At 52.2% G+C, this 10,019-nt stretch carries 10 protein-coding genes; 5 read left to right on the top strand and 5 right to left on the bottom strand.

The annotated features are described in order from the left end of the window. The first annotated feature begins 251 nt into the window (after window positions 1–251). On the top strand, window positions 252–800 hold the full coding sequence (gene hscB, locus HQL65_18790) for a Fe-S protein assembly co-chaperone HscB (protein ID MBF0138285.1): 549 nt from the start codon (window positions 252–254) through the stop codon (window positions 798–800). A gap of 27 nt (window positions 801–827) precedes the next feature. Here the strand turns inward: hscB and HQL65_18785 are convergent, their stop codons facing one another. The 4 genes from HQL65_18785 to HQL65_18770 all read right to left on the bottom strand — a co-directional run bounded on the left by HQL65_18785 (window position 828) and on the right by HQL65_18770 (window position 5,511). After that, window positions 828–1,334 (bottom strand): hypothetical protein, encoded by a 507-nt coding sequence (locus HQL65_18785; GenBank protein MBF0138284.1) that lies wholly within the window; start codon window positions 1,332–1,334, stop codon window positions 828–830. Next, window positions 1,331–2,287: an AAA family ATPase gene (locus tag HQL65_18780; protein ID MBF0138283.1), complete on the bottom strand. Its 957-nt coding sequence runs from the start codon at window positions 2,285–2,287 to the stop codon at window positions 1,331–1,333. Before HQL65_18780 ends, HQL65_18785 begins: the two co-directional genes overlap by 4 nt. Before the next feature lie 351 nt (window positions 2,288–2,638). Next, window positions 2,639–4,012: a sigma-54-dependent Fis family transcriptional regulator gene (locus tag HQL65_18775; GenBank protein MBF0138282.1), complete on the bottom strand. Its 1,374-nt coding sequence runs from the start codon at window positions 4,010–4,012 to the stop codon at window positions 2,639–2,641. After that, on the bottom strand, window positions 4,009–5,511 hold the full coding sequence (locus tag HQL65_18770; protein MBF0138281.1) for a HAMP domain-containing protein: 1,503 nt from the start codon (window positions 5,509–5,511) through the stop codon (window positions 4,009–4,011). The genes HQL65_18775 and HQL65_18770 overlap by 4 nt, the downstream gene beginning before the upstream one ends. Window positions 5,512–5,853: 342 nt before the next feature. On the opposite strand from HQL65_18770, the gene HQL65_18765 reads away from it, so the two are divergent. From HQL65_18765 to HQL65_18750, 4 genes are all read left to right on the top strand, one after another. Continuing rightward, window positions 5,854–6,192, top strand: coding sequence for a hypothetical protein (locus tag HQL65_18765; protein MBF0138280.1), 339 nt, complete (start codon window positions 5,854–5,856; stop codon window positions 6,190–6,192). Between the two features lie 112 nt (window positions 6,193–6,304). Next, window positions 6,305–7,327 (top strand): sulfite exporter TauE/SafE family protein, encoded by a 1,023-nt coding sequence (locus HQL65_18760; protein ID MBF0138279.1) that lies wholly within the window; start codon window positions 6,305–6,307, stop codon window positions 7,325–7,327. A 129-nt stretch (window positions 7,328–7,456) separates the two neighbouring features. Continuing rightward, window positions 7,457–8,131 carry a response regulator transcription factor gene (locus tag HQL65_18755; GenBank protein MBF0138278.1) on the top strand — a complete coding sequence of 225 codons (675 nt, stop codon included), beginning with the start codon at window positions 7,457–7,459 and terminating at the stop codon, window positions 8,129–8,131. Continuing rightward, window positions 8,128–9,465: a HAMP domain-containing histidine kinase gene (locus HQL65_18750; GenBank protein MBF0138277.1), complete on the top strand. Its 1,338-nt coding sequence runs from the start codon at window positions 8,128–8,130 to the stop codon at window positions 9,463–9,465. The genes HQL65_18755 and HQL65_18750 overlap by 4 nt, the downstream gene beginning before the upstream one ends. Before the next feature lie 42 nt (window positions 9,466–9,507). Here the strand turns inward: HQL65_18750 and HQL65_18745 are convergent. After that, window positions 9,508–10,019 (bottom strand): sodium-independent anion transporter (locus HQL65_18745; protein MBF0138276.1); only part of this gene is annotated, 512 nt, incomplete at its 5' end.

Here is a 10,019-nt window from a genome sequence, read left to right as displayed (position 1 = left end):
AGGGCACAGCCCTTCCTCCTGGACCTCCATCCCAGTTTTTCATTCGTTTTTTTTTGAAATTAACAAGTTATCAGGCAGCCTCTAAGAGGCGGACCCGGGTCTGCCGCGAAAATGGGTCAAGAGGGAAAAACAGCTTTGTGGGGCAGTGGTGATTCATGATGTCAGGCAATTCGTGTTGGTCCTGCGGGAAGAACGTCGGCAAGGGTCCATTCTGTGACGGCTGCAAAATCATTCAGCCGCCGGATCCGGGCGTGGATTATTTTGCCTTGTTTGGCATGCCTCCGGCTTTTCAAGTGGACCGCAACCAGTTGGACACTGTCTATCGGGAGAAGCAGCAACTGTTTCATCCCGACCGGTTTGCCCTGCGCTCCATTCAGGAGCGGCGCTACTCCCTGGAGCAGGTGACGCAACTGAACGAGGCTTGGCGCACCCTGCGCGATCCGTTGCAGCGTGGGGAGTATCTATTGCGTTTGCTGGAGGGGGGGGATCTCTCTCCCTCCCCTGCCGGCAACGAGGAGAACATGGCAGGGGATCCGGAATTTTTGCTGGAAGTCATGGAGATGCGCGAGGCTCTGGCCATGATCACCCCCTCCCATGCTACCGCCAGTCAGCAACTCGCCGCCCTGCGGCAGGATGTCGAGCAGCGGATTGCAGCAGAAATTTCCGCCGTGAATGATGCCTTGACCGCCGCATGGGCAGAATCTTCAGCATCTTCGGCCAGGGAGCATGCCAAACGCCACATCAAACGTCTGCGTTACCATAAACGTTTTGTCGAAGAACTGGATCGTTTGGAAGAGTAAAATCGTCCAGAGGCACGTCTCCTCTATTCACGAAACCTCATCTTTATCACGAGAAGATAATCGTACATCTTCCATGGTCTGTTGTTTTCTGATAAAATCGGACCGGCCTGCCACAGAAGCTATAGTAGAATGAATCTGTTCATTTTCCACTTGATTCAATATTTTTTCTATTAACTGAGTTTTGTTACAACTTTTTACAGAACCAATAGGCACAAAAAACCTTTCTGAGGCAATTTTTTCCAAAATCTTTTTGGGAATATCCTGACGTTTAACAATAGACTTAATTTCATCGCAGGATAGCGTAGAAATTTCTGGTTCCGAAATATTGAAACTTTTTTGTAAATCCCGGACACTGGCCGATTTTTTTAATAATGTATCCAGGTCTTTTAAAGAATAATTTTGCAAGAAGTTTAAAATGGTTAGATATGTGTTTAAAAAATTCTTGTCTGGATGCATGGAAGCATAAACATCGCACTGAGATTTCATAATCTCTATAACTTCACGATAGTATCTATCAGCATCTGTTGCGTTCATAGCGCATCAACTCGTTGTTTTAGTTCCTCACATATTTTGTCCATCATCTCTATTACGTTAGGCTTAACATTTTTACTATTCCGGCCCCAATTCCAGACGGGCCAGCCGTTGCTGACAGACTCAGGCACTCCAATATAATTCTTGCCAATCGTATTGAGAACAGCAGAACCCCATCGATTCTTAAGTATATTTAATTGGTTGGTATGAATGTCTGTCATACCCGAAGCCGCTCTCCCAGCTTGTTTGACCATGAATGGAATGATAGCTGCCAAAGCAGTTTTGCTGACATAATTTTTAGGACATTGCCCGTCGTCTATACGTGCATATTGCTTTGTGTGTTCTAATTTCAAATTAATCTTGTTCTTAACAAGCGACTCGAAATGCGTGACACCTCTGGTTGATAATTCATCTGGAATCACAGGGATCACAAAGCAATCACTGCAAGAGATTGCGTTTTGACTGACTATTTTAGTTGCTGGAGGACAATCAAAAATGACATAGTCATAGTTCCGACCATTGGTGTAAATGTAATCCAACCACCTTGCAATCAGAGTTCTTTTTTCCCAATCTGAAACAGCCGGTGTTCCATACACGGTTGATGCAAGATCAATCTCTGTATCGTCCAACTCAAACTGAGATGAAACAAAGTCAAGATTTTGATAAATGTCAACTCTATTATCTTTTTTGTGCATCGCGTTAAATACAATAATCTCATCACCTGGAAAATTAATTTTCCTATTGCAATAAGATTCAAACAACTTATTAATTGTTAACCCTTCCTTAACCATTTTTCCCCAAAGCGTTTGACCCAGCACAACAAGTGATATACTTGATTGGTGATCAATATCCACCAGCAACACCTTGCTGTCTCTTGATAAATAACATGCAAGATGAAACGCAATTGTTGTTTTTCCAACACCACCTTTAAAATTAATCACAGAAACTTTTTTCACTGGTTGACTCCCCGCATTAATCTTGACAAAAAAATCACAATCATTTTTTTACTGAATCCCACTGCCCAGTCTCTTTGTACCCCATCCATGATGTCAAACCATTCATTTTCATAATGGAAGCAAGAATTATTCCAGCAACCAGACTTGCACCATTTCCACCCGGCCTCGACGTGATTGTATTCCACCTGCCCACTGATAATCAACCAAAAAATCCCCCCTTGTCCTGAAGCATGTCAAGATAATAGATTAAATTTCAAATTGTTACATATTGACTGAGTGCAAATGTCGATTTGACAGCAGAATCACTGCTGCAATTTTTTATTCACTTCCGGAGACACAAATTGATCCAACTCAGGGTGTCTCCTCGTGTGCATGGATCTGATATTTTTTCAGTTTGCGCCACAGGGAAACCCGGTCGATACCCAACAGTTGGGCTGCCAGGGTCTGGTTGCCGTGCGCTTCATGCTGAAAAACCCACAAGACGTACTCCCGTTCCCGCTCTTCCAAAGTGGGAACCCGTCCATTCCGACGCCGGATGGCTTGCACCTCCAGATTCAGCATGTATTCCGGCAGGCAGGTCCGGAGCAACGTTGAACCCTTGGTCATGGCCACGCCGCGTTCGATGATGTTGCGCAGCTCCCGGACATTGCCTGGATAATCATAGGCATGCAGCAGGGTCATGACCTCGGAATCAATGCTGGTCACCTCCTTGTTGAACCGCTGGGAACACTGCCGCAAAAAATAGTGACTCAACAGGGGTATATCCCCCTTGCGCTCTGCCAGGGGGGGAACGGTCAACATGGCCACATTCATTCGATAGTACAAATCCTGGCGAAAGCGCCCCTGGCGGATTTCCTCGGCGAGATCCCGATTGGTGGCCCCGATGAAGCGCACATCCACGGAAACGGCTGTGGTGTCACCCAGGCGCCGCACTTCCCGCTCCTGGATGACGCGCAGCAGTTTGACCTGCATGGCGGTAGGCATTTCGGTGATTTCGTCCAGGAACAGGGTCCCGCCCCGGGCCGCTTCCACCAGACCCTTGTGTTCGGTGCCGGCCCCCGTGAAGGCCCCGCGTGCGTGGCCGAACAGTTCATTTTCGAGCAGCTCTTCGTTGAATGCCCCGCAGTTGACGCCCACAAAAGGCTTGCTGGTCCGGCCACTGCCATTGTGGACATGACGGGCAAACAACTCCTTGCCGACACCGCTTTCGCCGGTGATCAGCACGTTGCAATCGGTGGGAGCGATTTGCTGCGCCATGGCCAGGAGCTGCTGCATGCGCCCATCCTGGGTGATGATGTGGTACTCCCCCCGATAGCAGGCAATCTCCGCCTTGAGCTGTTGATTTTCACGTTTGAGACGGATTTTTTCCGTGGCTTCCGCCGTGACCCGGCGCACCTCGTCGAGACGGAACGGTTTGGCAATATAGGAAAAAGCCCCCTGTTTCATGGCATCCACGGCGGATTCCAGCGTGGCAAAACCGGTGATGATGATCACCTCGGTGTCGGCCTGTTGGCGACGGCAGGCATCCAGAATGGCCAGGCCATCCACCTTGTCCATGCGCAGGTCGGTGAGGACGACATCGAACGACTGTTCATCCAGCAGCCGCAGGGCGTTGGCTCCCGAAGTGGCGGTCGTGACCGTGTAGCCCTCCTTGCGCATGACATATTCCAGGTTTTTCACCGCAATTTTTTCGTCATCCACGATCAACAGGCGAAATGGATTCATGGAACGTTCCCGATGACAGGGGCGGTTTCCTGGGGCAGCAGCAGGCGAAACTCCGTGCCAATGCCGGGTCGGGTATCCACCACCAGACAACCGCCATGTTCTTCGATGATTTCGTAGGTGACAAACAGTCCCAGACCCGATCCCTGACCAACCTCCTTGGTGGTAAAGAAGGGGTCGAGGATGCGCGGCAATACGGACGGTTCGATGCCCGGACCAGTGTCCTGAACCAGGATTTCCACCACCTTTCCCGAACGACATTTCTGGACATGGCCTGCCACCAGACGCAGAGGATCATTGCCGGTCAGGGGGGGAGCCTGCGACAACAGACGCGCCTGGATGACAATTTTGCCCCTGCCTTGCAGGGCATCGATGCCGTTTTTGATGAGATTGAGCAAGGCCTGTTGCAACCGCTGTCGGTCCGTATGAACGGTCAAATCGGCGGACATGTGCCGCTCGACCTGAATGTCGGTGGTCATCTGGGCACGCAGCAAACCGAGGGTATCTTCCACCAGACCTGCCACCATGACAGATTCCCTCTGAAAGGGCCGCTCCCGGGCAAAATCAAGCAGGGATCGTACAATGTGTTGGGCACGCAAGGTTTGCTCATCGATCTGACGCAGCATGTCGCGGTGCAGGTCGGGCAGATCCGGTTCTTCCAGCAGGATCTGGCAGGATGTGGCGACGTTGGACAGGGGATTGTTCAATTCATGCGCCACACCGGAGAGCATGGTTCCCAGGGAGGCCAGCTTTTCGGAACGCACCAGTTGCCGCTGCCGAACCCGCAAATCCTGGAGCATGCGGTTGACGGCGTGGGTCAGGGAACTGATTTCCTGATCGTTCGAGGTCATGTCGATGTGTTCCGGATTTTCTTCTGCCACCTGGCGCATGGCCTGTTCCATGTTTTTCAGGGGGCGGGTCACCATGCGGGCCAGAATGTGTCCGGCAGCCAGCACCAGACAAAACAGGATGACGATCACCCCGGCCAATATCCGGCGATGACCGGCCAGGGTGGCGAACAGACGCTCTTTTTCCAGAATGGCCATCTCTTCGGCCAAGGTGGCCACACGCTTGCCGGCCTGGCGGACCATCTCTTCCACTTTTGCCATCTCGTTTGGCTGCGTCAGACGGGAGTTGACATAGGCGTCCATGGCTTCTCCATAGATTTGGATATACCGGCGCAGATCAATCCCGGGAGACATGAAGAGAGCAAATTCCTGGATATGGTGTTCCGGCAGTTCCCGGGCGGTTTGCATCCAGTGCTGGTACGCTTCCAGGTCGGACTCTTTCCGATACAGGAAATAATTTTTTTCGTAACGACGCAACTCAAGGATTACATTGAGAAAATTTTCAATGCGGCTGCCGATGGCGAGGCGTTTTTCCAGTTGCCGCAGTTCCATGTAGGCCGCCAGCGACAGGCCCAGAATCAAAACGCCGATGGCCATATAGCCCAGGGTGATTTTGCGCCGCAGGGAGGTGGTCGGCTTGGGAACCGTTGGCATGGATTTTTTGTGGGTCCGCTGGCAAGTGTGGAAACAAGAGACTTCCCTGGAATTCGGTGAGTCCGCTGGCAAGTGTGAAGACAAGGGACTTCTATTGCGCTCTGCAACCCGGGTGTTTCAAGCTGCAACAGTGCCATTGTGGCCCATTTACCCACCAAAATACAATGACAAACAGAATGCCGTGTCGGCATGCGTTCATGAACTGTTGCAAAGTGCAATACCCAAACTCGGGAACGTCCGGTTAACTCAAATTTAACATATTGTTATCATTAATTAAATTTGATTGGCGCAAATCGTGCTTTTGACCTGGGACCACCAGCAACTTTTTCAGGAGTGCATGACATGAAATTCCAGGCAAAATCGTTGGAAAATTTGTTCGCTGCGGCTGGATTGGCGGAAGGGGGCGACCAGGATTTTGCCCTGGAGTATCTCACGCATGCCGCAACCTCTTCCCCGGAGCAACAGCGGCAACGGGAAATTTCGCTTGCCCTCTTTATGGGAATGATCGTCGTCGGCATGTACTCCCTGCTGTTTTTCAGGGAACAGGACGTGTTGCATTATACGACCCTGGGTGGTTACTACGCCCTGGTTCCCATCCTGATCGCGTTTCTGTTCTCCATGGCCCATGGCTTCTTTACGGCAGCCTTCTGGAACGTCCTGGGCATCAAGGCAAAAAAATAGTCGTTTTCTTCCCGGGTTGGTTTTTCCCGGCAGAGGACAGGGACCCTCTCTCAGAATAAAGGAACACGCGGTGGAAGAGATCAATTTTATCCATTTGGATCTGGCCAATATCATGTACCTGTTCATCGTTGGGTTCATTGGCGGCATGGTCAGCGGCTTCATTGGTTCTGGCGGGGCCTTTGTCCTGACCCCGGCCATGATGAGCATGGGGGTACCCGGCATTGTGGCCGTGGCGAGCAACATGTGCCACAAGTTTCCCAAGGCCCTGGTGGGAGCCATCAAACGTGCCAAATATGGGCAAGTGGATTGGAAGATGGGGCTGATCATGGGCAGTTCAGCCGAAGCGGGAGTCCTGGTGGGCATCCATTTCCAGGAGGCCATCAAGAAATCCTTTGGCGATGCCGGTTCCAATCTTTATGTTTCGGTGGCCTTTGTCATTGTTCTGGCCCTGGTCGGCGGTTTTGTCTTGCGCGATGCGATCCGCATCCATCGTTCCGGTACAACCCATGAAGCGGAAAAACCCGGTCGTCTTGCCCTGTGGGTGCAGTCGGTTCATATTCCCGGCACCATGGTTTATTTTTCCAGCCTCAAGACCCGGGTCTCCATCCTGTTTACCATTCCGCTCGGTTTTGCGACCGGTCTTTTGGCCGCCACCATTGCCGTGGGTGGGTTTGTGGGGGTTCCGGCCCAGATTTATGTCCTGGGTCTTACCAGCATCATGGCTTCGGCCACCGAACTGGTGACAGCTTTCGTCATGGGTTTCGGTGGAACCATCAAATTTTCCCTGAGTGGCTTCGTGGATGTGCGTCTGGCCATGATCATTCTGGCCGGCTCCTTGTTTGGCATTCAATTGGGAGCCATTGGCACCACCTACGTCAAGCCCTACCTCATCAAACTCGTCATGGGCGTCATCATGCTCACGGTGCTGGTGAGTCGTGCCTTCGTCATTCCGGTCTATCTCTCCCAGTTGCAGATGATCACCCCTTTGACCCCGGATACGACTGCCCTGCTCAAAAACATCAGCTTCGCCGTCATGATCCTGGCCCTGCTGGCCGGAGCGGTCATTATTGTGGCCGCCCTGGTCAAAGGGATGCGGGAAGATGCGGCAAGCCGGCAAAACGTTGTCACCGTCTAAATAAAACACACTCAAGTTGATATCCGTACCACTCTTGATCGGCTGGTGTTGGCGAAACGAGTGTGTCAGGCCAGGCCGGTCAAGTCATGATGAAACCGTGCTTGCGGTGGGAATGTGATGGACAACTCGTTGCGTATATTGTTCATAGAGGATCACGCTGACCTGGCTGCCAACCTTTGTGACTATTTCGAAGAAAAAGGCCATGTTGTCGATTCGGCCATGGACGGCATCACCGGCCTGCATCTGGCCCTGGTCAATACCTATGAAATCATTGTTCTGGATTTGAAACTGCCCGGCATGGATGGCATCACCCTCTGCCAGAAACTGCGCCAGGAGGGGCAACAGAATACACCGGTGATCATGCTGACGGCCCGCACCACCCTGGACGACAAGGTGGTCGGCTTTGCCAGCGGGGCCGATGATTATCTGGCAAAGCCCTTCGAACTCAAGGAACTGGAAATGCGCATCCTGGCCCTGGCCAGGCGCACCGGGCGCGGCTCCTCGCGGCGGATCCTCCAGGTGGCGGATCTGGAATACAATCTGGACACCATGCAGGTCCGTCGCGGTGATCGGTCTCTGGAACTCCAGGCCATTCCCCTGCGCGTCTTGAAGTTGCTCATGCAACGTTCGCCGGGTGTCGTCTGGCGGCAGGATATCGAGCAGGCTGTCTGGGGCAATTCACCTCCTGACAGCGATGCCTTGCGGGTGCATATTCATACTTTGCGATCTGCCATCGACAAACCCGGTTTGCCGGCCCTTTTGCACAATCTGCGTGGCATCGGATATCAGTTGGTGTTGCGTTGAGGCGCTACCGGCACAATTTGCGCTTTCGTGTGGCCATCTCCTTTGCCACGTTCGGCGCATTGGTCAGCATGTTCATGGCCGCTGCCACGCTTTTGGCCATGCGTGATCTCGGTCAGCGTCTGGTCGATACCATCCTGACTGCGGAGTTGGACGACTATTTTGCCCGTCGTGAACGCAATCCCAACTCCCTGCCCCCTCATACAGTAACGTTGCAGGGATATGTTCAGAATCCATCATTGCCTGGCAAAGAGATTCCTGATTATCTGAGTACACTGGCTCCGGGACGACATGACCTGAACTTGGGTTCCCTTGCGTATCGGGTTGCCGTGGAAAACCGGGAAGGGTTGCGGTATTTTTTCCTTTTCGACACTTCCTTGCAGCAAAAGCGTGAACATCGGTTCACCCTGTTTTTTGCGGCTGGTGTCGTGATTGTCATTCTGGTCTCGGCTCTCGGCGGCATCTGGCTGGTTGGTCTCATCATCGCTCCGGTGACCGAGCTGGCCACACGCATCCAGACCCGCCAACCCGAGGAGATGTCGCAGCCATTGGCAGATGATTTTTCTCATGACGAGGTCGGCAGGCTGGCCAATGCCTTTGACCTGCATCTGGCGCGCATTCGCGCTTTCATGGAACGTGAACGCGCTTTTACAGCCGATTTGAGTCATGAATTACGGACATCCCTGGCCGTGATCATCAGTACACTGGAAATTCTGCTGGCCGACGAAACCCTGTCGGAGAAGCACAAAATTCGCCTTCTGCGCCTGGATCGTGCCGCACGCGACATGACGGAAATGGGAACCGCTCTGTTGTTGATGTCGCGTGAGCAACAGACTTTCTCCATCGAATCCCATGCCCAGGTGGCGGATGTGATTGACGAGGTCGTGGAAAAACACCGCTTTTTACTCAAGGATAAGCCGGTCCAGATGACGGTGCAGGTCGATCCGACCCTGGTCGTGAAAGCGGATCGGGGATTGTTGTTCATTGCCACAGCCAATCTGGTCCGCAACGCCTTTGCCTATACGGATCAGGGCAAAATCGACATTCTTCTGGACAAGACAACCCTCTCCATCACTGATAGTGGCTGCGGGATTCGTTCCGAGCAGACGGAGATGATTTTTCAGCGTCATTTCCGGGTTTCGTCCCGGCATGGCGGTTCCGGTATCGGTCTCTCTCTGGTCAAACGCATCTGTGATCACTATGGATGGAAAGTCAGCATGACCAGCCAGGTAGGGCAGGGTACCACGGTGTGTATTTTTTTCGGCGAAAGCTGTCCACAAACAAGTCTCCTGAATGAGTTCCCTCAAAAAAATCCGGCAAGTAGCCAACACGGATGAAAAACGTTTGAAAAGTCCGAAACCACTCCCTGCTGCACCATTTCATCCATTCAACAAGGGCTGATGGTGCGCATCATTCAATTGTTGATAGATGACGGTCAGTGCCATGTATTCATCAGGAAATATATTCCGGTCACCGCCAACCTGGTCGAAAAGCCTGGTACGACGCATGACATCCAGGACCTGTTTTTTGAGGCCGGAAAACATGACAACACATCCATTTTTCCGCATGCGTTCCACGACATGGTGAATCACTTCCTCTCCGGAGGCATCCAGGCGGTTGATGCCGTCACCGACGATCAGAATGTGGCTCGCTTCGGGCTTGGTGGAGACAGCGGCCAGGATGGAATCTTCGAAATAGCTCGTATTGGCAAAAAAGAGCTGACCATCAAAGCGAAAGACAATGACCCGGTCGTCCGTGGGCAGATGGGGATTGATGCTGATATCGCGCAAGGTGCCGTCGTGATGGCGTCCCAGAATGGCGACGCGCGGACGCATGACCCTAAATCCGGCAATTGGATCGGTAGCAATTTGGAGAATATCTTGAGAAAATA

The organism is Magnetococcales bacterium (assembly GCA_015228935.1).
Lineage (GTDB): Bacteria > Pseudomonadota > Magnetococcia > Magnetococcales > DC0425bin3 > HA3dbin3.
Note: the sequence above shows the minus strand (reverse complement) of the source record. Positions and strands in the feature narration are given on the sequence as shown.